The sequence below is a fragment of the Acinetobacter seifertii genome, assembly GCF_000368065.1.
In the GTDB taxonomy this organism is placed as follows: domain Bacteria; phylum Pseudomonadota; class Gammaproteobacteria; order Pseudomonadales; family Moraxellaceae; genus Acinetobacter; species Acinetobacter seifertii.
Map to the genome: position 1 here is coordinate 191215 of NZ_KB851200.1, position 19397 is coordinate 210611.

21 protein-coding genes and 2 pseudogenes are annotated in these 19397 nt (G+C 38.1%); 9 read left to right on the forward strand and 14 right to left on the reverse strand.

The window, feature by feature from the left end:
* Positions 1 to 185: 185 nt before the first annotated feature.
* Genes ruvB through F985_RS08225 form a run of 4 tightly spaced genes read right to left on the reverse strand, consistent with a single transcriptional unit; the run spans position 186 to position 3815 of the window.
* On the reverse strand, positions 186 to 1190 hold the full coding sequence (gene ruvB / locus F985_RS08210) for a Holliday junction branch migration DNA helicase RuvB (RefSeq protein ID WP_004699895.1): 1005 nt from the start codon (positions 1188 to 1190) through the stop codon (positions 186 to 188).
* An 8-nt stretch (positions 1191 to 1198) separates the two neighbouring features.
* On the reverse strand, positions 1199 to 1798 hold the full coding sequence (gene ruvA / locus F985_RS08215; protein WP_004699898.1) for a Holliday junction branch migration protein RuvA: 600 nt from the start codon (positions 1796 to 1798) through the stop codon (positions 1199 to 1201).
* An 8-nt stretch (positions 1799 to 1806) separates the two neighbouring features.
* Entirely contained in the window at positions 1807 to 2475 is a 669-nt protein-coding gene (locus tag F985_RS08220; RefSeq protein ID WP_004699899.1) for a hypothetical protein, read from the reverse strand.
* Positions 2475 to 3815 (reverse strand): deoxyguanosinetriphosphate triphosphohydrolase, encoded by a 1341-nt coding sequence (locus tag F985_RS08225; protein ID WP_004699901.1) that lies wholly within the window; start codon positions 3813 to 3815, stop codon positions 2475 to 2477. Before F985_RS08225 ends, F985_RS08220 begins: the two co-directional genes overlap by 1 nt.
* 309 nt (positions 3816 to 4124) lie before the next feature.
* Here F985_RS08225 and purL point away from each other — a divergent pair, with 309 nt between their 5' ends.
* Together purL and F985_RS08235 are read left to right on the forward strand one after the other, a co-directional pair.
* Positions 4125 to 7958: a phosphoribosylformylglycinamidine synthase gene (gene purL, locus F985_RS08230; RefSeq protein ID WP_004699904.1), complete on the forward strand. Its 3834-nt coding sequence runs from the start codon at positions 4125 to 4127 to the stop codon at positions 7956 to 7958.
* A gap of 82 nt (positions 7959 to 8040) precedes the next feature.
* Complete coding sequence (locus tag F985_RS08235) at positions 8041 to 9255, forward strand: multidrug effflux MFS transporter (protein ID WP_004699907.1); 1215 nt, start codon at positions 8041 to 8043, stop codon at positions 9253 to 9255.
* A 474-nt stretch (positions 9256 to 9729) separates the two neighbouring features.
* Here the strand turns inward: F985_RS08235 and F985_RS26080 are convergent.
* Positions 9730 to 10044: pseudogene (locus F985_RS26080) on the reverse strand (DUF3885 domain-containing protein); the annotation flags it as partial.
* Between the two features lie 72 nt (positions 10045 to 10116).
* On the opposite strand from F985_RS26080, the gene F985_RS08245 reads away from it, so the two are divergent.
* Positions 10117 to 11276, forward strand: a protein-coding gene (locus tag F985_RS08245) for an IS3 family transposase (protein ID WP_085945698.1) whose coding sequence is annotated in 2 segments (ribosomal slippage) — positions 10117 to 10351 and positions 10351 to 11276 — 1161 coding nt in all. Because the reading frame shifts where the segments join, the coding sequence is not laid out codon by codon here.
* A 5-nt stretch (positions 11277 to 11281) separates the two neighbouring features.
* Here F985_RS08245 and F985_RS26085 read toward each other — a convergent pair.
* Positions 11282 to 11563, reverse strand: a pseudogene (locus F985_RS26085) (DUF3885 domain-containing protein); the annotation flags it as partial.
* Positions 11564 to 11734: 171 nt separating this feature from the next.
* Here F985_RS26085 and F985_RS26245 point away from each other — a divergent pair.
* Together F985_RS26245 and F985_RS08260 are read left to right on the forward strand one after the other, a co-directional pair.
* A complete protein-coding gene (locus tag F985_RS26245; RefSeq protein WP_004699915.1) occupies positions 11735 to 11860 on the forward strand; it encodes a KGW motif small protein in 126 nt (41 codons plus the stop codon).
* Between the two features lie 68 nt (positions 11861 to 11928).
* Entirely contained in the window at positions 11929 to 12243 is a 315-nt protein-coding gene (locus tag F985_RS08260) for a YqfO family protein (protein WP_004699916.1), read from the forward strand.
* Here F985_RS08260 and F985_RS08265 read toward each other — a convergent pair.
* Complete coding sequence (locus F985_RS08265) at positions 12236 to 13036, reverse strand: enoyl-CoA hydratase-related protein (RefSeq protein WP_004699918.1); 801 nt, start codon at positions 13034 to 13036, stop codon at positions 12236 to 12238. The genes F985_RS08260 and F985_RS08265 overlap by 8 nt on opposite strands.
* Before the next feature lie 109 nt (positions 13037 to 13145).
* Between F985_RS08265 and F985_RS08270 the strand changes: the two genes are divergently transcribed.
* Positions 13146 to 13712 carry a nicotinate-nicotinamide nucleotide adenylyltransferase gene (locus F985_RS08270; protein ID WP_004699920.1) on the forward strand — a complete coding sequence of 189 codons (567 nt, stop codon included), beginning with the start codon at positions 13146 to 13148 and terminating at the stop codon, positions 13710 to 13712.
* Here the strand turns inward: F985_RS08270 and F985_RS08275 are convergent.
* Positions 13704 to 14630, reverse strand: coding sequence for a LysR family transcriptional regulator (locus tag F985_RS08275; protein ID WP_004699921.1), 927 nt, complete (start codon positions 14628 to 14630; stop codon positions 13704 to 13706). The two genes, F985_RS08270 and F985_RS08275, sit on opposite strands and share 9 nt — an antisense overlap.
* Positions 14631 to 14727: 97 nt before the next feature.
* On the opposite strand from F985_RS08275, the gene gstA reads away from it, so the two are divergent.
* The 3 genes from gstA to F985_RS08290 are packed head-to-tail and all read left to right on the forward strand — an operon-like array spanning position 14728 to position 15955.
* A complete protein-coding gene (gene gstA / locus F985_RS08280) occupies positions 14728 to 15348 on the forward strand; it encodes a glutathione transferase GstA (protein ID WP_004699922.1) in 621 nt (206 codons plus the stop codon).
* Positions 15349 to 15360: 12 nt separating this feature from the next.
* The gene (locus F985_RS08285; protein ID WP_004699923.1) at positions 15361 to 15558 is read left to right on the forward strand and encodes a 2-hydroxymuconate tautomerase family protein; all 198 of its coding nucleotides are present in this window, start codon (positions 15361 to 15363) and stop codon (positions 15556 to 15558) included.
* A 16-nt stretch (positions 15559 to 15574) separates the two neighbouring features.
* Entirely contained in the window at positions 15575 to 15955 is a 381-nt protein-coding gene (locus tag F985_RS08290; protein ID WP_004699924.1) for a nuclear transport factor 2 family protein, read from the forward strand.
* 4 nt (positions 15956 to 15959) lie between these two features.
* On the opposite strand, the gene F985_RS08295 is transcribed toward F985_RS08290, so the two are convergent.
* The 6 genes from F985_RS08295 to queC form a co-directional block, all read right to left on the reverse strand.
* A complete protein-coding gene (locus tag F985_RS08295) occupies positions 15960 to 16322 on the reverse strand; it encodes a glyoxalase superfamily protein (RefSeq protein ID WP_004699925.1) in 363 nt (120 codons plus the stop codon).
* A gap of 11 nt (positions 16323 to 16333) precedes the next feature.
* Complete coding sequence (locus F985_RS08300) at positions 16334 to 16903, reverse strand: CAP domain-containing protein (protein ID WP_004699926.1); 570 nt, start codon at positions 16901 to 16903, stop codon at positions 16334 to 16336.
* Between the two features lie 119 nt (positions 16904 to 17022).
* Positions 17023 to 17484 (reverse strand): peroxiredoxin, encoded by a 462-nt coding sequence (locus F985_RS08305; RefSeq protein ID WP_004699927.1) that lies wholly within the window; start codon positions 17482 to 17484, stop codon positions 17023 to 17025.
* Between the two features lie 17 nt (positions 17485 to 17501).
* Positions 17502 to 18188: a Dph6-related ATP pyrophosphatase gene (locus tag F985_RS08310; RefSeq protein ID WP_004699928.1), complete on the reverse strand. Its 687-nt coding sequence runs from the start codon at positions 18186 to 18188 to the stop codon at positions 17502 to 17504.
* 90 nt (positions 18189 to 18278) lie between these two features.
* Complete coding sequence (locus tag F985_RS08315) at positions 18279 to 18695, reverse strand: hypothetical protein (RefSeq protein WP_004699929.1); 417 nt, start codon at positions 18693 to 18695, stop codon at positions 18279 to 18281.
* A gap of 13 nt (positions 18696 to 18708) precedes the next feature.
* A complete protein-coding gene (gene queC, locus F985_RS08320; RefSeq protein WP_001247780.1) occupies positions 18709 to 19380 on the reverse strand; it encodes a 7-cyano-7-deazaguanine synthase QueC in 672 nt (223 codons plus the stop codon).
* Positions 19381 to 19397 lie beyond the last annotated feature (17 nt).

Here is a 19397-nt window from a genome sequence, read left to right on the forward strand (position 1 = left end):
TATTTTCCATAAGATTTTATATCTAGATTTCTTATAATTCAGTTTTTAAGAATATTAAAAAATCAATAAGGTATAAATATAGACTTAAAAGGTATAGAGTAGCTAATGTATTGATAAGACAATTATTATTTGAATTGAAAAAAATACTTAAATTAAAAAAGGAAGAGAAAACTCTCTTCCTTTGCTTAGTTTTTAGGCTCAGGTGGTGTCATGCCAAACTGTAAATAAGACTGATTGGTTGCAATACGGCCTCGCGCAGTACGCATGACATAACCTTGTTGAATTAAATAAGGCTCAATCACATCTTCAAGTGTACCGCTGTCTTCAGCCATAGCTGCTGCAAGTGCTTCGACTCCAGCAGGGCCGCCATCAAAACGCTCGAGTAACATGCTCAAATAACGGCGGTCTAGGGTGTCTAAGCCAGCTTTATCAACATTGAGCATATCAAGCGCACGCTGTGCCATTTCATGGGTTACTTCACCTGTACCTTTCACTTGAGCATAGTCACGAACTCGACGTAATAATCGATTGGCAATACGTGGTGTTCCACGGGCACGGCGTGCAACTTCTTCTGCACCCTCAACAGTAATGGGTACATTCATCAAGTTTGCAGAGCGTGACACAATGTGAGTTAAGTCTTCTACAGAGTAGAACTCAAGACGCTGCACAATACCAAAACGGTCACGTAGAGGAGAGGTGAGCAAACCTGCACGCGTTGTAGCCGCGACAAGTGTAAACGGGGGTAAATCGAGTTTAATAGAACGAGCAGCAGGGCCTTCACCAATCATAATATCTAATTGGTAGTCTTCCATCGCTGGATAAAGAATTTCTTCAATCACTGGAGAAAGGCGGTGAATTTCATCAATAAACAAGACGTCGCCTTCTTCAAGGTTGGTGAGCATCGCTGCTAAATCACCCGCACGCTCTAAAACAGGCCCTGAAGTGGATTTGAGGTTGCCACCCATTTCACGCGCAATAATATTGGCAAGCGTGGTTTTTCCTAAGCCCGGTGGACCGAAAATCAGTGTGTGATCGAGTGCTTCACCACGACCACGAGCCGCACCGATGAAAATTTCCATTTGCTCGCGTACAACTGGCTGTCCAATATAGTCGGCAAGTGAAGTCGGTCGAATAGCCCGATCAAAATGATCTTCAGGTTTTTCTGTTCCACTGATTAGACGGTCTTGCATAAGTGTGTTTACTTCATCATTGATTTAAGAGCAGCACGAATAATATCGGCTGATTCAGTGTAATCGGCTTTAACCGCAGCTACAGCTTTTTGTGCTTCAAGTGGCTTATAACCTAAAGATTGCAGCGCAGCTTCTGCTTCTGCAACAGGAGAGTTTGCAGCAAATTGAATTTGAGGCATAGTTGCTGCAGTTGAAGTGCCTTGAACCAAGGTTTTAAAACGGTCACGTAGTTCAATCATTAAGCGCTCAGCTGTTTTTTTACCAACGCCCGGAACTTTGACCAATGTGTTGATATCATCATGTTCAATGGTATGAACCAATAACTCAACGCTTAACGTCGATAAAATACCTAATGCCATTTTCGGACCAACACCATTTACTTTTAATAAAGTGCGGAAAATTGTTTTCTCTTGAACATCACTAAAACCATAAAGCTGCTGGGCATCTTCACGGACGACCAAATGCGTCCATACCGTAACTTTCTGGCCTTTTTGTAATTGGCAAAATGTTGAAAGTGGCGTATCAATTTCATAGCCCACACCATTTACATTCAGTAAGACAGTAGGGGCTTCTAAGGCAAACACTTCGCCAATTAAACATCCGATCATTGTATCTTTCACTTATTTGTTAATGGTTGAATAGTAGATGCCATTTGTTCTAAACGCAAAATGGCTTTTAAAATTTCTTTTCGATTTCGTGTGGATTTTATCCATGCAGGTAGACGTGAAAAATAACTGTTATTACCAGTCTGTTTAGTTCTTTCTCTTAAATTAGCCTCAATGAATATTTTTAATTCTTTTAAATGTTCAGGGCTATAAACGTATATGTCTCCATGCCTACTTGAAGTTTTTAGATAAAGTTCAAGACCATAGTTTGTAAAACCAAATTTTTGGTCTAAAACAAAAGCTACATTATATTTTTCAAATTTTGAAATTTTTTGGCATAGATGACATTTAGCTTGAATATATGGAGGATAAGCTCCTGAATTATTCAGCTTTTGATTTGCCTTGATCCATGACCCACCACAACTTTGGCAACGCTGGTAAGCTGTGGCGTAAAAATGACCATTGTGACGACTCGATATTGAACTCTCTTCAGCTTTAATTTGATAACAACAATTTAAACAACTAAAAGAAAAAGTTCCTTGATAAGGCGCATTTACTGGTGATAAAGGACTGTCATATTTCAGGATACTCAGATGAGAACATTTAGGACATTTTACCCACTGATCTGAATACATAAAAGATGATGGATAAAGCCCTCTATCAACATGTCTACTTATCATTAAAACAGACCTATTTTATTACCTTGTAGCTCTTGCGCCAAGCTATAAGCCTGATGATCTGAAAACTTACTAATAATATCGAGTACCTGCATGATATTACTGTAGTGGTTATTGCTAAAGCGGGCACCGTACAAATGAAGGATCGACATTAAACGTTGTTCTTTAAAGCTTAAAGATTTATGCGGCATGGTTAATGGTACAAATGCGTCAAGAATAGTTTGCAAACTTTGATGTGCAATAATTTCTAAACCAGACTTCTGCGGGTGTTCAAATATTTTTTCACGCGCCAGATTTTTGGCTGTTTCAATCCCTTTAGCAATATCTGGTGAGCAGTATTGTAGAAGGCTACCTTGCAGCTGACCTGTAATAATTTCATACTGATGTTTGGCAAAAGCGGTAGTGACTTCATCAACTAAACGTTTCATGACACGACCACGCAATGCCGAAATTTTTTGTTGCCATGTACTACTTGGCATTGATAACTCTTCAGGTTGGCCATAATCTGCAATTAAGTTGAGGAAAATCGGTTCAACTTCTTGGTAATTCAGCATATTTAAAATAATGCCATCTTCTAAATCGATGAGGGCATAGCAAATATCGTCTGCAGCTTCTAGTAAATAGGTAAGCGGGTGGCGGCAGTAATGGTATTCACCTAATTGAATGAGACCAAGCTGTTCAGCAATTTGCTTTAAAATTTCTTTTTCAGACTGATAGCAACCAAATTTGGCTCGTTGGTGTGATGGACGATCACCTTGAGAAGCTATTGTTTTTGAAAGCCAAGGATATTTTAAATATGCGCCTAGGGTCGCGTAAGTTAAACGCATACCTCCATCGTCTGGATGATAGTCAATACGGGTTAAGAGGCGTAAACCTTGAGCATTACCTTCAAACTGACGGACGTCTGCTTCTTCTTCGGGCGTTAATTTTTTTAGAAAATCATTATGTGAGGCATCATCAAACCATTCACGAATTGCATATTCACCTGCGTGTCCGAAGGGTGGATTGCCAATATCGTGAGCAAGGCAAGCTGCTTGAATGATTGCGCCAACATCGGCAGGAGATATCCAAACGGGCAATTCATCTTTTATTTTTTCGGCTGCCAGCATACCCATGGAACGGCCAATACAGGAAACCTCAAGGGAGTGAGTTAAACGGGTATGGATCCCATCATGCTGTGCTAGAGGGTGAACTTGAGTTTTACGGTTTAACTGACGAAAACTTTGTGAAAATATAATGCGATCATAATCTTTATGAAATGGGCTTCGAGCCAATTCTGTACTGCTTTTTTTACTACCTAAACGAACTGCAGAAAGCAGTTCCAACCAACGCATTTGTTCCATTTATCATTATTCAAAACTATAAAGCCTGATCATGCCAAAAAAAACTTAAAAGCACTAGCATGGTGCGACATAGTTTGTCTTAGTTCAGGTTTTATTATGTTATTGAATAAACATGAAACAATTTATTTTTACCTATAATGCTTAAAAAAATGATTTTGAACAAAAAACACATCACTTCTTGCAGAATTAGGTTACAGAATACTGATTCTACATCTAGCTGATTTTAGCAAGACACAGTAGAATATGCGCTCTCTCTAAAGTCACATTGCGGTAAGGTTCACAAGACCTGCCCGTGGAGCCAAAATCAACATGTTTATCGTGGCCGGTGCAGCAGCACATTCTTCTTTTAAGAAAGCTCAACTATTAACACGTTTATCGTCAATTAGTTCTGTTCAATCTTTTGACAGCCAATGGGTCTATTTGTTTGATCAAGCGCTCAACGAGCAGCAACATCAATCTGCTTTGCAATTATTAAATGACGGTGAGTCTTTTGAACTTCGTCAAACTGCAAGTGATGAGATTCAGATTTTAGTAACACCACGTGTGGGTACTATTTCACCTTGGTCTTCTAAAGCAACTGATATTTTCAAGAACTGTAATACGCCAGTTCACCGTTTAGAACGTGGTCTTTTATTTACGTTAAAAGGTGTTTCTGAAATTTCTAATGAAGTAAAACAAGTACTTCATGACCGTATGACAGAAACTGTTTTTGCTCAAATTGATGACGCAAAAGCGCTCTTTTCAGAAACAGCTCCAAAACCTTTAAACTCAATTGATATCTTGGGTGAAGGTAAAGAAGCTTTAGTAAAAGCCAACAACGAATTTGGTTTTGCTTTATCTGAACAAGAAATTGATTATTTAACTGAAGCGTTCACACGACTTGGCCGTAATCCAAATGACATCGAGTTAATGATGTTTGCACAAGCAAACTCTGAACACTGCCGTCATAAAATTTTCGGTTCTGAATGGACAATTGATGGTGAAAAACAACCATTATCATTGTTCCAAATGATTAAAAATACTTATAAAGAATCACCAACTGATGTGTTATCAGCATACAAAGATAACGCTTCTGTAATCGTTGGTTATGACACTATGCGTTTTTATCCAAAAGCAGATGAAAATGGTCATTTTGTTTATAAATATAAGAGCCAAGCTGCTCATATTTTAATGAAGGTTGAAACTCACAACCATCCAACAGCAATTTCTCCATTTGCTGGTGCTGCTACTGGTTCGGGTGGTGAAATCCGTGATGAAGGTGCAACTGGTCGTGGTGGTAAACCAAAAGCTGGTTTAACAGGCTTTACAGTTTCTAACTTAAATATTCCTGGTTTTGAACAACCTTGGGAAGAAAACTACGGTAAACCTTCACGTATGGCATCGCCATTACAAATTATGATTGAAGGTCCATTAGGTGGCGCGGCATTTAACAATGAGTTTGGTCGTCCTGCTTTAAATGGTTATTTCCGTACTTTCGAACAAAACGTAAATGGTGAAGTGAAGGGCTTCCATAAGCCAATCATGATCGCTGGTGGTTACGGTAACATTCGTCCTGACCATGTAGAAAAAGATGCGATTCAACCAGGTGACTTGCTCATTGTATTGGGTGGCCCTGCAATGTTAATTGGTCTTGGTGGCGGTGCAGCATCTTCTGTAGACAGCGGTACAATGGGTGAAAGCCTTGACTTTGCTTCTGTACAGCGTGAAAACCCAGAAATGGAACGCCGTTGTCAAGAAGTGATCGATACATGCTGGCGCTTAGAAGACTTCAACCCAATCGTTTCTGTACACGACGTTGGTGCGGGTGGTCTATCAAATGCTATGCCTGAACTTGTAAATGACCACGAGTTAGGTGCAGTTCTTAATCTTCGTAAGATTCCTTCATTAGAGCCGGGCATGAGCCCAATGGAAATCTGGTCAAACGAAGCACAAGAGCGTTATGTTCTTGCAATTCGTCCAGAGTCTTTAGAGCAGTTCGAAGCAATCTGTGCACGTGAACGTTGTCCATTTGCCGTATTAGGTGAAGCAACTGAAGCACGTCATTTAACTGTTGAAGATCCATTGTTCGAGAACAATGCAGTTGATATCCCAATGCAAGTGATGCTTGGTGGTACACCGCGTATGCAACGTTCTTATGAAACAATTGAGCGTAAAGGTAACGAATTTGACGCTTCAAAAGTTGATTTGAAAGATGCGATTTTCCGTGTATTGAAAAATCCTACAGTTGCGTCTAAGTCATTCTTGATCACTATTGGTGACCGTTCAATTACAGGTATGGTTGCACGTGACCAAATGGTTGGTCGTTGGCAAATTCCTGTTGCGGATGCAGCAGTAACGACAACAAGCTTACAAGGCTTCACTGGTGAAGCAATGGCAATGGGTGAACGTCCACCAGTTGCATTGTTAAATCCAGCAGCGTCTGCTCGTTTGGCAGTTGCTGAAGCAATTACCAATATTGCATGTGCAAACATTGAACAAATTAGCGATATCAAACTTTCTGCAAACTGGATGGCTGCTGCTGGTCAAAAAGGTGAAGACCAAGCACTGTTTGAAGGTGTGAAAGCGATTGGTATGGAAATGTGTCCTGCTTTAGGAATTGCGATTCCTGTAGGTAAAGACTCACTTTCAATGCGTACTACTTGGAACGACAACGGCGAAGATAAAGCTGTAACCTCTCCAATGACTGGTGTAATTACTGCATTTGCTCCAGTAGCTGATGTTCGTAAGACTTTAACACCTGAACTTAAGAATTTAGAAGATTCAGTACTTGTACGTATTGATTTATCTAAAGGTCAGTTCCGTTTAGGTGGTTCGATTCTTGCGCAAGTATATAAAGCAATTGGTTCAGTCACTCCAGATGTTGATAGTTTTGATGATTTCAAAGCATTCTTTGCTTTAATTCAAGACTGGAATAACCGTGGGTTGATTCAAGCTTACCATGACATCGGTGATGGTGGTTTACTCGCAACTGTAGCTGAAATGATGTTTGCTTCACGTCTAGGTGTGGCATTAGAAAACCAATCTACTGCGGGCTTATTTGCTGAAGAAATTGGTGCAGTAGTTCAAATCAAAGCAACTGATTGGGATGCTTTACAAGCAGAAGTTGCTGCTTCTAGCTTGAAGGATGCAATTGCTGTAGTTGGTCGCGTAAATAACACTGACCAATTATCTGTAAATGGCTTAACACTAGAGCGAGCAGAGTTACAACAGGCTTGGTCTGAAGTCTCTCATCAGATCCAACGTTTACGTGATAACGTTGAAACTGCTGATCAAGAATTTGCTTTAATTACTGATAAATCACATCAAGGTTTAATTGCAAAACCTACATTTGATTTAAATGAACCTATTGAAGCGCCGTTTATCAACAGCCGTCGTCCTAATATGGCAATCTTGCGTGAGCAGGGTGTAAATGGTCATATTGAAATGGCAGCAGCTTTCGACAAAGTTGGCTTTAATACGATTGACGTACACATGAGCGACTTACTTGCTGGTCGTGTAAGCCTAAGTGATTTCGAAGGCTTGGTAACTTGTGGTGGTTTCTCTTACGGTGACGTAATGGGTGCTGGCGGTGGCTGGGCAAAATCAGTTCTGTTTAATGCAAAATTACGTGATCAATTCGAGCAATTCTTCCACCGTGAAGGTACGTTTAGCTTAGGTATCTGTAATGGTTGCCAAATGTTGTCACAATTAGCACCGCTTATTCCGGGTGCTGAACACTGGCCACGTTTCCACCGCAATATGTCAGAAGTTTTTGAAGCTCGTAGCGTAAACGTTCGTGTTGAAAAATCTGTTTCTGTATTACTCGATGGTATGGAAGGTTCGATTTTACCGATTGCTGTAGCACATGGTGAAGGCCGTGCAGTTGCGAGTGAAACTAACATAGCAAGCTTGAATGCTGCGAACCAAGTTGCATTGCGTTATGTTGATAGTCACGGTAACCCGACTCAACATTATCCATTGAACCCGAACGGTTCGCCGGAAGCGATTACTGGTGTAACATCTAAAGACGGTCGTGCAACGATTATGATGCCGCACCCAGAGCGTACCTTCCGTGCAATTCAACACTCTTGGAGTCCAGAAGAGTGGACTGAAGATGGTGCATGGTTACGTATGTTCCGTAACGCACGTAAGTTTATCGGTTAATATAAAAATTGAAATAAGCCACCGAAAGGTGGCTTATTTGTATGTAGTACAATGCAAATAGAATAAATAGTAGAGAAGAAAAATGAAATCAAAAATCCATTTCCGTGAGTTTGCACTTCTGATGGCATTACTCATGTCTATTGTTTCTTTTTCAATAGATGCTGTCTTGCCTGCTTTAGGTGAGATTGGACGAGTTTTTGACTTAAAGAATAATAATCAGACACAGTGGGTCATTATTGGTATTTTTTCCGGTATGACGATAGGGCAACTCATTGCTGGACCTCTATCTGATGCGATTGGACGTAAACGCATTTTATTTGCTGGGATCATCATTTACTTTTTGGGAAGTTTATTGTGCTTTACCACACAAAGTTTTGAATGGTTTTTAGTAGGGCGCTTTATTCAAGGTATTGGGGTTTCTGGACCTTACGTTGCCTCTATTTCGATTGTTCGAGATAAATATAGCGGTGCTCAAATGGCCCGTATCATGTCCTTAATTATGATGGTATTTATGGTTGCTCCAGCAATAGCACCAAGTCTGGGGCAGCTTATTATTCATTTCTTTGGTTGGCGTGATATTTTTGTTTTATATATGGTTTATGCAACAGTGGTTGGCGCATGGGTCGCTTTACGATTAGAAGAGACGCTACTTCCTGAAAACCGTTTACCTATGCGTTTACAAGCATTTCAAGAGGGCTTTAAAGAAGTAGTGAGTAACAAAACCACCATGAGCTATTTGTTATGTGCAGGCTTTTGCTTTGGTGGATTTATTGGCTATTTGGGAACTTCTCAACAAATTTTTATGCAGCAATTTGGTAAAACTGGGCAAGAGTTTAGTGCTTACTTTGCTGTGCTTGCTGGTGTGATGGGAATTGCTTCATTTACCAACTCTAAAATTGTCATGAAGTTTGGTATGCGTCCAATTTGTATTTATGGCTTTCTCGGTCTTTGCTTAATTTCTTTGGTTTTCTTAGGAATTCAACTTTTAGGGGTGACTGTAGCATTTTGGATGTTTATGCTTTATGCCTGCATTCTGTTTTTATTATTTGGAACTTTATTTGGTAACTTAAATGCGATTGCAATGGAGCCAATGGGGCATGTTGCTGGTATGGCTTCGGCCATTATTGGTGCAGCGTCCTCCGTTTTGTCACTTATTCTTGCCTCTATTATTGGGCAATTATATGATGGGACATTAATACCAATGACTGGCGGCTTCACCATTTTATGTGGTTTAGCATTTATGATGACCGTATATGAGAAGAGACAGTTAAAGATTGTTGATAATGCAAATCTTTGATTAAATATAATAAAAGTTTTATTTATATATTATTGTCTTTAAATAAATTAAGAAAAGATTATTAGATACTGCAACTGTATTACTAGATAAGGTTGTTAATCGTTATCATGATTGTGAGGGGTTTTTGAGCAATCGATGTTTTGTATACACATTGTTTGTCACTAGGTGAGTTTTCCTTAATATTTGATTTATTGAATTATAATTCCTTCATAAATGATGAATTTTAAAGAAAGTAAATAATAAAGTTTCGAGCTATCTAGATGATTATTTAGCAATTCATAAGAAAAAAAGAGAGGATTTGATTGAGGCTGTCATAAAAATTGTGTGGCTCATACTCATTGGATAAAGCAAAGAAATTATATAGATTCATTACCAATAGAAGATCATCCACTCATAGGGAATTATAATTTCTCATTAAGTCTATCTCCAAAATCTTTAGAGATTACAGATGTGTTATTTAATATTCCTAAAGTTTTATAATCCATCCGCTCGTGGTGACAGCCAATCTTTATACTTATTTATTAACTCATTCCTCTTGGCGTCATTAAAGATAATAAAATCAATGCCACCATCATATGGAGCAATAATTATATTTTGCTCAAAAGAAATCATAAAGGCTCGAACCTCATCGTCGGCGATCTTTTTTAATAAGTCATTGTGTTCATTTTTTTTCCAAATTTCATTGATGGAATACGGTCTATAGAAATGATCTTCTTCGTCATCATCATAATTTTCGGGATTAGCTTGTGTTAGATTTATTTCTTTTTCTGGATGAAATTCGTATTTGAGTGATCCTAGCCAAAATAATGGACAGTACTTCCCTCTAAAGATAACGTAACGTTAACTTTGGAGATCCAAGAAATGGCCAAACGTTTTAGTGCTGAATTTAAACAGCAAGCAATTGATTATGCACTTTCAAACTCACACGAGCCTATAGCTGCAATCGCCCAGAAATTAGGTGTGGGTTATTCAACTTTAGACAAATGGATTCGTGAAACCAATCCAGTGGGTTCAAGCAAACGTCAACTTTCACCAGAACAACAGCGGATCTTGGAATTAGAGAAAGAAGTCAAACAGCTCAAGGAAGCCAATGACATCTTAAAAAAAGCGCATGTGTACTTTCTAACAGATCATGCCAAGAAAAGTACACGGTAATTCAAGATCTAGATATGAATGAAGTCACGGTATCTTCTGCCTGTAAATACCTAGGTGTCAGCACTTCAGGCTATTATGCCTGGCGAAAACGTCAGGCCAATACGGTAGAGAAATATAATGATTTAAAAGCCGTATATTGGCAGCATCATGCACGATTGGGTGCACCTTCATTGGTACATGACATGCATGATTTAGGTTACAGCATGAGTGAACGCACTGTTGGAAGAATGCTGAAAAATCTGGGTTTACGCAGCAGGATTGCGCGTAAATACAAGCATACGACTGATTCAAACCATCGTTTGCCTACAGCACCCAATCTGTTAGAGCGTCAATTTACAGTCATTCAGCCTAACAAGGTTTGGACAACGGATATTACCTATATCCGTACCAAGCAAGGTTGGCTGTATTTATGTGTGATGCTGGATCTATTTAGTCGTCGTATCGTGGGGTGGCAAACCAGCCATCGAATAGACCGCCAGTTGGTGTGTGATACGTTTAACTATGCAATGGCTCGTCAGGGTTATCCAACTGGTGTTATGGTTCATTCGGACCAAGGTTCACAGTACTGTAGTCGTGATTTTAGAGCGCTGTTACTGACAAATGATTGTACTCAGAGTATGTCTAGACGTGGAAACTGTTGGGATAATGCAGTGACTGAAAGCTTCTTTCATACATTGAAAGGTCATGTGGTCCATGGCAGTGTGTTTGCCACTCGAAAAGAAGCGAATGCTGTCTTGTTTGACTATATTGAGATTTATTACAATCGGGTCAGAAGACATTCTGCAAATGGCTGGTTAAGCCCTGAAGCCTTTGAGAAGAAATATTTTAAGAATTTAGAGGGATTTGTTGTCCACGATACTGTCTAGGATCAGAGCCTTAAAGTTGGATCATATATTTTATTATTATCGCTTTGACTGAAATAATGACCGGTAACAATAAAAATAGAAGCATTAGAATCGAAACAGTCATCAATAATTTGATTATGACGATTTAATAATAATTCATATTCTGCAGGTGTATCTGCATATCTTTTTGACTCTGGAAGGCTATGAATTCGGAACCAAAATTGTGAAAAATATTGTCGAAAACAATGTGAAATTGGAAGTTTATTAGGATAAAAAAACTTCCATTGATTTATGAATGAATTAGTCATTTTTCTTTTGGCCTAATTATTTATTAACATGTTATTTGATAAGTTACACAAAAAACAATTTAATAAGAAAAATATTTCGATGGGTAAGGTAAATTTATATTAAATTATACTTTAAGGAAGTTGGTTCAATTTTTGCTTTCTCTGTAACAACGATAAAAATCGGAGATCAAAATGATGAAAAACAAAAATCACATAAGAGCGATGTATACAAAGGACAAAGGCTGGCGTTTATTTGGTTTGGCGCTTGTTATTCAAATTCTTTTTATTGGAGCAAACTATTTGGCCATCATGAGCTGACTTTGATTTAGGGTATTCTTAAAAGGTATGCTTTAACATAAGTTCAATATTTTGGGGTCATTTTACAGATGTTAAAGTTAATCTATTACGTACCTGAGTCACATCTTGAATCGACTAAACAGTCCATATTTGCTGCTGGTGCAGGTGGTATAGGTAACTATGAACATTGCGCATGGCAAGTCAAAGGGATCGGGCAGTTTAAACCAGTGAAGGGCGCTGATCCTTATATTGGACAGCTCGGTGAACTCGAACAAGTTGAAGAATGGCGCGTTGAAACAATTGTGCTTGAAGAAAAGGCAAGTGAGGTTGCGAAAGCATTAAAGGCAAGTCATCCTTACGAAGAGCCTGCCTTTGAATTTATCCAAATTTTGGATATTAGTTAAATTGTGAGAAATCTGGTTTACGTTTCTGCATAAATGCCTGTACAGCTTCTAGCATTTCAGGTGATTGAACGCGTTGCATAAAGATTTCAGCTTCATGATCAATACATGCAATGATCTTATCCAGATCATGCTTCATCAATGCTTTTGTTTGTTTCAGTGAAGCAAGTGGTAATGCTGCTAAGTGTTGAGCAGTTGCCTGAGCAGATGCGTAAGAGTCTTCAACGACTTCATTCACTAAACCAGCTTGTGTTGCCGTTTCTGCATTAAATTTTTTCGCAGTAAACAAAAGTTCAGCTGCTTTGTGATAGCCAGCTTGTTTAACCAATAGTTGGCTAGCACCACCTTCTGGAGAAAGGCCAAGACTTACAAATGGAATTTGGAATAGGGCAGTGTTGTCAGCAAACACTAAGTCTGCATGTAATAAAATCGTAACACCAATACCAATTGCTACACCTTTTACTGCAATAATCAAGGGTTTGGATAATTTGGCAGCAGATTTAAGGAGTACAAATGGAGGAACTTGACCTGCTGGACCTGCATTAGGATTTTGTACAAAACCCATAAAGTCTTTCATATCATTACCAGCGGTAAAATCTTGTTCAACACCACGTAAAACGACTACTCGTACATCTTTATTTTGGTCAGCTTCATCAAGCGCTTTGGCAATCCATAAGTAAAGTTCGCCATATAATGCATTTTTTGCTTCTGGGCGATTTATGGCTAAGGTGAGTACGCCACCTTGTAAATTTGCTTGTAAATGTTCATGAGGTTGTTGAATACAGCTAAGTGTCATCGTACTATCCTTGCTTTAAACCACGTTGTTGATTTTTAGGTTCTCATTATGGCGCATATTTTTTGTAATAAGCGTAACTGGTGAGTTCATAAAAAGTGAAAAACTCATTATGTATACATTTGACTATCTCGTTTTTATAGGGCGTTTTCAACCATTTCATTTGGCTCATATGCAGACAATTGAAATTGCTTTGCAGCAAAGCCATTATGTCGTTTTAGCATTAGGCTCTGCTCAAATGGAGCGCAATATCAAGAATCCGTTCTTAGCAGTAGAGCGCGAGCAAATGATCTTGTCAAATTTTTCACCGGATGAGCAAAAGCGTATTCGGTTTGTACATGTCGTAGATGTTTATAATGATGAGAAGTGGGTAAAACAAGTCAAATCACTGGTAAATGGTGTAATAGAACCGAACTCAAAAGTTGGCTTGATTGGGCATTTTAAGGATGAGTCTTCTTATTATTTGAGACTATTTCCAGAGTGGATCATGGTGGAACTGGATAGCTTAAAAGACTCTATTTCAGCAACGCCAATGCGTGAAGCTTATTATCGTGGGGAAATCCAAACGGAATTTTTTCCAGTAGGAACGATTAAATTTTTAGATGAATTTAAAGAAACTGAAGTTTATGCTGAACTACAACGCAAATATCTCATAGATGATAAAAGTAATTTAAATTAAATCAGTTTGTGGCTTTAATTCTTGAATTAAGAAATCGATAAAAACACGAATATGAAAAGATTCGTGTTTTTTATGTGGGTAGAGGAGAGAAAAAGGACGTGAAGTTCCTGAAAATTTTGTAAGAACTTCAAGCAACTCTCCATTTTTAAGTTCTTTTTCTACTATAAAACGGTAGGTTTGTAATAATCCTGCACTATGTTTTGCTAAGGTGACAGTACCTAAAATATCATCTAAACAACGAATCTTACCTGTGCTTTGATATTCAATAGTTTGGTGATTTGAGTTGAATAACCAAGGTACATTTTTTCCTGTACTAGGTAGCACAAATTGAATGCATTGATGATGCTGTAAATCGTTAAGGGTTTGCGGTGTGCCGAAATTTTTTAAGTATTCTGGTGAAGCCACCACAATTAGCTCAGCTTGTTCAAGCTGACGTGCAATTAAATTCGAATCAGCAAATTGTCGTCCACGAATTGCTAAATCATATCCTTCTGCAATAAAGTCCACATTTTTATTGGTGAGTTGAACATCAACTTCGATGGCAGGATATTGTCGTGAGAATTTTGCTAATAATGGCAATATTCGGTAATGCCCATAAGGTGTCGGTATGCTGATGCGAATCAAACCTGAGGGTTGTTGCTTTTGGTTTTTAAGTTGTTGCTCAGCTTCTAAAATTTGATTTAATGCTTGTTTACATTCCTCAAAATACATTTTTCCTTGTGGTGTCAAACGTACTTGTCGAGTCGTTCTCATAAAAAGTGGTGTTGCTAAATGTTTTTCTAATCGGGCAATTGAACGGCTTACCGCTGCTGGACTAACACCTGCATGAAGTGCTGCTTTAGAAAAGCTTTCGTTTTCTGCGACTAAGCAAAATAGCTCTACGCTACTAAACATCATTCTTTTTTGCTGTTGAGTCATTTATTACACCATGTAAAAAATGATTTGAGTTCTGGGCTATTTAAGCACATATAAGTAAACAATAAGATGATTTTCATACCTTGTATGGAGTTATTTTATGAAACTATTTTATTCACACAATGCTTGTTCTTTAGCGCCACATATTGTTTTAAGAGAGTTAGGATTTCCATTTGAATTAATCAAGGTTGATTTACACCAGCATTTAACAGAAATGGGTGAAGACTTTTACCAACTTAATAAAAAAGGACAAGTACCGTTATTACAGCTTGATGATGGTGCATTGTTAACGGAGGGCGCTGTAATTAGCCAATTTCTTGTTGACCAATCGTCACGAAAAGATTTATTAGCTGAAATAAATGCCGCCGATCGTTACAAGACTCTCTCATGGATGAACTTTATTGCTTCGGAAATTCATAAAGCGTATTCGCCATTTTTCAATGATTCTTATAATGAACAATGCAAAAGTGTATATAGCATCATCCTCAATAAGCATTATTCATGGATTGATGAACAACTAAAGGGACAAAAGTATTTAACAGGAAGCAACTTTACGATTGCTGATATTTATCTTTTTGTCGTTACTCGCTGGGCTGATTTTATTGGGCTCGATCTAAAGAATTTTATGCATTTAGCAAGTTTTATGCAGAGAATCGCCGAGCGTCAAACAGTTCAAGATGCTATTGCAGCCGAATCCCTTTGTTATGAAAGAAAATTATAAAAGGAGATGAGTATGCCTTATATCTTAATTCAAATTACTAAAGAAAATGTCTCGTTACAGCAGAAACAACAATTAATTCGAGAAGCAACGGAGCTTATGGTTCGTATACTTGATAAAGATCCTGCTACTACATTTGTAGTCATTGATGAAGTTGAAACAGATAACTGGGGTGTTGCAGGTGAAACTGTTTCTGCGATACGAAAAAGATAAAGTTGGAGTACGTAAAATGCAAAATAATCCTATTACTGAGATTCAGAAACAACTAGAGCAATATTTTGATGGTTTGTATTTTTGTGATGTGCAACTTCTAAATAATGTTTTTCATCCTGATGCTATATATATCAATGTAACCGAGCAACCCGTACTACGACTTAGCATGGCTGAATATTTTCCGATTGTTGCGAGTCGGATTTCTCCAGCTTCAAAGCAACAAACACGACAGGATAAAATCAGTTCAATCAATTTGATTCATGAACGGTTGGCGCTAGTCCATGTTGAATGCGTTATCCACCCTAAATATTTTTATGATGCACTTACATTTGTGTTTGAAGATGGGAAATGGAAGGTCATATCGAAAGTATTCCATTATCAAATATTAGCGGACTGAATGATTAAGCATCTGCCCAAAAAATAATACGGTTGGAAAAAGGATCGGTGATGCTGAGTTCAAGTGTTTCCCAATCTGTTTTTTCAACCTGAGGTTTAGAAAATTTATAATCTTTTTGACTGAGTTCACTATGTAACTCATAAATATGTTCCCAATAAATACGGATTGCACTATGAGGACTCGCATCTCCAAAATGCTCAGAGAGATGAATGATGCAATCGTCTTTGGATATTTGTAAATACAACGGAAAGTTATCTTCAAATTGGTGTTGCCAATCAAGCTGAAAGCCTAAGAAATCAAGATAAAATGATTGAGCTAACGCGACATCAAAAATTCTTAAAATAGGGGTAATCGAACCAGATTGCATCATTTTTCCTTTTAACGTGTACCAAATTGTTGTGTCCAGTAACTCTTTTGTTTAGCGGACTGATCCGAAGCACAAGCGATTGCATAAGTTGTAAACTTAGAGTTCATTAGGTTACTACAATGTAGAGGGCTTGCTAGCCATTTTGTCATTACTTCATTTAAAGTTTTCTGTCCACTCGCAACATTTTCACCATTGGCTTTACCAAGTGAATTATAAAGTTTTAAACGTGACTTTAAATCTAGTCCTGTTGATCCAACATGTCCAAGAAAGTTATGTGTTGCCATATCTTGACTATGAGAGAGTGCACCTTGGTATAAATTATTATTCCAACTCAGTGGCGTAGTTGCAGAAAAATACTGCTGACCACACTGGCGTGATTGCTGGCGAATTTGATTAATAGTTTTAAGAATAGCTTGTTGAAAGGCAGGGTTTTGTAAATCTTGGCAGCTTATTTCTATAGGGGATTTCTGAATTTGTGGAGTAGAAGAGCTAAGAGTCGGAGGCATACTCGAAGAGTTCACAGAACATGCAGTTAAAATAAGACTACAAACCGATAAAATAGAAAAGTTTAGTAGACTCATAGTCATCCTTCATTTGAATTATTTTAATATTTTTTATCATACTCCCAATTGAACTGGTTGAGTGATTTTTGTACATGAGAAAAGCGAGTATTAGACTCGCTTTTCTCTACTTAAGTTTATTAAGCTGATTGTAATGTTTTTAAGTCTTCTAGAACTTGTTCAGGATGCCCAGCAGCTTTTACTTTGCGGTAACTTTTAACTAAAGTTTTGTTATGGAAAATAAAAGTAGAGCGTTCAATACCCATTACTTTTTTACCATACATATTCTTTTCTTTAATGACATCAAAGTGATTACAGAGCACTTCTTCTTTATCACTAATCAGATCAATAGTCAGTGCCTGCTTTTCAGTAAAGTTCTGATGAGCTTTTACTGAGTCGCGAGAGACACCGTAAATACGAGCGCCCAAAGCATCAAACTGGTCTTTTAAACAAGAAAAACCGACAGCTTGTGTGGTACAGCCTGGTGTTGAATCTTTAGGGTAGAAGTAAATAATCAGCCATTCATTATCGACTTCAGCTAAATTAACTTCGCCGTGTGTAGTAGGAAATACTTGATTTGGCAGTTGAATATTTTCAGACATTTCTTATCCTTTAAAAGTTAAATTTGATCTAATTCAAGTGGTAGAAAAGCATATTCTTCATGATAAACAATATCGAGTTTTCTTACAGGAATAGCTTTGTTAAAAATTGGACCGTCAATGACAGTGGTATGGAATTCGCCGCCCTCACCACATGGATCAATACCACGGTTTTCAAGCTCTTCTATATATTCTAAAGTTAAAGTTTTACCTAAATCTTCTACTTTCATTCCTAGTTTAAGATTAACAGTGACAATTACACTTTTAAATCCAAATTGAATGAACTCTTCAACAACTTCACGGTGGGGACGTAGCCAGAGTGGCATGCCTAATTTAAGCCCCACTGTTTGAGTGACACGGTCATGCCAACAACCATGTTCAGGCATATCTAGATCACCTGTAACCAACACCTCTGCACCTTTTTGTTTGGCTTCATTCAGTAAGCTAATGAATTTACTTTCATAGTCATTCCAGCTAGATGAAGCCATAAATATGGGTAAGCCAATTGCTTGCGCTTGTGCTCGAATAATATCAAGTGGCATTGCATGCGAACGAGAACGTTGACCATGCTCTTCCAGCATAACAATTAAACCCATTACCTTGCCAGTTTTCATAGCCTGGTAGAGAGCAAGAGAGCTGTCTTTACCTCCACTAAATGAGACAATAGACTTTTTATCAGTTGCGTTGGTTTTCCATTGTTCTTGCATGGTTTATTTCGAATGACTAAATGAGTGTTATTTTAACAGAGCTATAAAAAAGCCTGCATAAATGCAGGCTTAATTTGACTCAATAAAAGCTTATTTTTTAGGAGCTTGTTGTTGAGCTGCTTTCATCGCATCTTCAGTTAACTTTTCAAGTTTAGTTGTTAACTGAGGACCAAAACATGCTTTAAGATCACGGTTTTGTTGTTGTACAAAAGCTAAAGAGCTTGGGCTTTTCTTCGCATTGATTGCGCTTTGAATTTCCCATTTTTGAGCTTCAGTTACTTTACCTTGAGCATCAACTTGGCAGCTACAGAATTTGCTAACTTCAGCTGAACTTAATTTACCGCCTTTTGCAGTTTGGTCTTTACAAACGTTGATTAATGCACCTTTAACGTTAGTGCTTTTATATGCCGCTTGAACTGGGTTTTCAGCTGCATGAGCTGAACCAGCCATAAGTGCAACTGCTGAGAATAAAGATGAAAGAATAAGATTTGATTTTAACAACTTCATAAATTTTACCTACTTATTGCGGTATATAGCGTGTTGGATCGGTAACACCAGCATCGATAAAGCCTTCTTTACGTAAACGGCAACTGTCACACTTGCCACACGCACGTCCTTGAGCATCTGCTTGGTAGCAAGATACCGTTTGGCTATAGTCTACGCCATGTTCAATCCCTAAACGTATAATATTCGCTTTGGATAAATGTAACAGGGGTGTTTCAAATTTAAGTGGTTTTCCTTCAACGCCAGCTTTTGTTGCTAAACGAGCCATATTGGCAAAAGCATCAATAAATTCTGGGCGACAATCAGGATATCCTGAATAATCAACAGCATTGATACCAATCACAATTGCTTCAGCATTGAATACTTCGGCTGCTGCTAAGGCATATGAAAGGAAAATTGTGTTACGTGCTGGTACATAAGTTACAGGAATGCCTTCTTGTAATTGTTCTGGTACCGCAATGTTATGGTCTGTAAGTGCAGATCCACCTAAATTCGCTAAATCGATATTAATAACACGATGTTCAACACCAGCACGTTGAGCTAATGCTTTTGCTGCATCAAGTTCAGTGGTCGAGCGTTGACCATACATAAAACTAATAGCAATACATTCATAGCGCGCTTGTGCCCAAGCTAGGCAAGTGGTTGAGTCTAAGCCGCCTGAAAGTAAAACAATGGCACGAGGGCGCATATTTTTCTCCATATTCG

Bases quoted from the DNA above. Each gene is read 5' to 3' on its own strand.
- ruvB (WP_004699895.1), bottom strand. From the start codon at position 1,190: ATGCAAGACCGTCTAATCAGTGGAACAGAAAAACCTGAAGATCATTTT.
- ruvA (WP_004699898.1), bottom strand. From the start codon at position 1,798: ATGATCGGATGTTTAATTGGCGAAGTGTTTGCCTTAGAAGCCCCTACT.
- F985_RS08220 (WP_004699899.1), bottom strand. From the start codon at position 2,475: ATGATAAGTAGACATGTTGATAGAGGGCTTTATCCATCATCTTTTATG.
- F985_RS08225 (WP_004699901.1), bottom strand. From the start codon at position 3,815: ATGGAACAAATGCGTTGGTTGGAACTGCTTTCTGCAGTTCGTTTAGGT.
- purL (WP_004699904.1), top strand. From the start codon at position 4,125: ATGTTTATCGTGGCCGGTGCAGCAGCACATTCTTCTTTTAAGAAAGCT.
- F985_RS08235 (WP_004699907.1), top strand. From the start codon at position 8,041: ATGAAATCAAAAATCCATTTCCGTGAGTTTGCACTTCTGATGGCATTA.
- F985_RS26245 (WP_004699915.1), top strand. From the start codon at position 11,735: ATGATGAAAAACAAAAATCACATAAGAGCGATGTATACAAAGGACAAA.
- F985_RS08260 (WP_004699916.1), top strand. From the start codon at position 11,929: ATGTTAAAGTTAATCTATTACGTACCTGAGTCACATCTTGAATCGACT.
- F985_RS08265 (WP_004699918.1), bottom strand. From the start codon at position 13,036: ATGACACTTAGCTGTATTCAACAACCTCATGAACATTTACAAGCAAAT.
- F985_RS08270 (WP_004699920.1), top strand. From the start codon at position 13,146: ATGTATACATTTGACTATCTCGTTTTTATAGGGCGTTTTCAACCATTT.
- F985_RS08275 (WP_004699921.1), bottom strand. From the start codon at position 14,630: ATGACTCAACAGCAAAAAAGAATGATGTTTAGTAGCGTAGAGCTATTT.
- gstA (WP_004699922.1), top strand. From the start codon at position 14,728: ATGAAACTATTTTATTCACACAATGCTTGTTCTTTAGCGCCACATATT.
- F985_RS08285 (WP_004699923.1), top strand. From the start codon at position 15,361: ATGCCTTATATCTTAATTCAAATTACTAAAGAAAATGTCTCGTTACAG.
- F985_RS08290 (WP_004699924.1), top strand. From the start codon at position 15,575: ATGCAAAATAATCCTATTACTGAGATTCAGAAACAACTAGAGCAATAT.
- F985_RS08295 (WP_004699925.1), bottom strand. From the start codon at position 16,322: ATGCAATCTGGTTCGATTACCCCTATTTTAAGAATTTTTGATGTCGCG.
- F985_RS08300 (WP_004699926.1), bottom strand. From the start codon at position 16,903: ATGAGTCTACTAAACTTTTCTATTTTATCGGTTTGTAGTCTTATTTTA.
- F985_RS08305 (WP_004699927.1), bottom strand. From the start codon at position 17,484: ATGTCTGAAAATATTCAACTGCCAAATCAAGTATTTCCTACTACACAC.
- F985_RS08310 (WP_004699928.1), bottom strand. From the start codon at position 18,188: ATGCAAGAACAATGGAAAACCAACGCAACTGATAAAAAGTCTATTGTC.
- F985_RS08315 (WP_004699929.1), bottom strand. From the start codon at position 18,695: ATGAAGTTGTTAAAATCAAATCTTATTCTTTCATCTTTATTCTCAGCA.
- queC (WP_001247780.1), bottom strand. From the start codon at position 19,380: ATGCGCCCTCGTGCCATTGTTTTACTTTCAGGCGGCTTAGACTCAACC.